We start from the raw sequence: 765 nt of genomic DNA on the forward strand, positions 1-765 counted from the left end.
TGATCACTTTGCTTCGTCGTCAAGCTTATAAAGTTGGGCTGCTATCAAGTTATCGCGCACCTATACCCGTTATGGTCATTGGTAATATTAGTGTGGGTGGTAGCGGCAAAACACCGTTAATTATCGCCTTGGTCAATCATTTGCAAAAACGAGGCATAAAGGTCGGAGTCATCAGCCGCGGTTATGGTGGTGATACTAGTCAAATGCCAGCATTGGTCAGCACGACCAGTTTGCCTAACGTAGTAGGCGACGAGCCATGTTTGATTGTTCATATGACAGGCGTTGCCATGGCAGTATGCCCCAATCGTCAGCAAGCGATTACTACCTTGTTGGATGCTGAACCTGATTTGCACTTAATTATCGCTGACGATGGTTTGCAACATTATGCGCTCAAGCGGGATATAGAGTGGATTGTGGTAGATGCCGCGCGGGGATTTGGTAATGAGCAATTATTGCCAACCGGATTTTTGCGTGAGCCAATGTCACGACTAAAAGGCGCTCATGTTATTTATCATGAAAAACCAAATACATACTCGACTAGAAGTAGTAATCAGCCACAGAATTCTGAGCGCTTGACCATGCGTTTGCAAGCTGATGAATTGCAGCGTTTATGGAGTCCTCAATCACCTATTAAGCAAATAGATAATGTCGTTCCTGCCAGTAATAGTAAAGTACACGCAGTCAGCGGTATCGGCTATCCACAGCGTTTTTTCAATACGTTAGAATCTCTCGGTTTTGAGGTGATAGGACATCCTTATCCTGATC

The 765-nt window shown here is 44.8% G+C and carries 1 protein-coding gene; it reads left to right on the forward strand.

The genetic code is table 11. The annotated features are described in order from the left end of the window. A partial coding sequence (gene lpxK / locus ACS8FC_RS16805; protein ID WP_439297624.1) for a tetraacyldisaccharide 4'-kinase occupies positions 1 to 765 on the forward strand: 765 nt, incomplete at both ends.

The sequence above is a fragment of the Psychrobacter sp. 1Y4 genome, assembly GCF_051847555.1.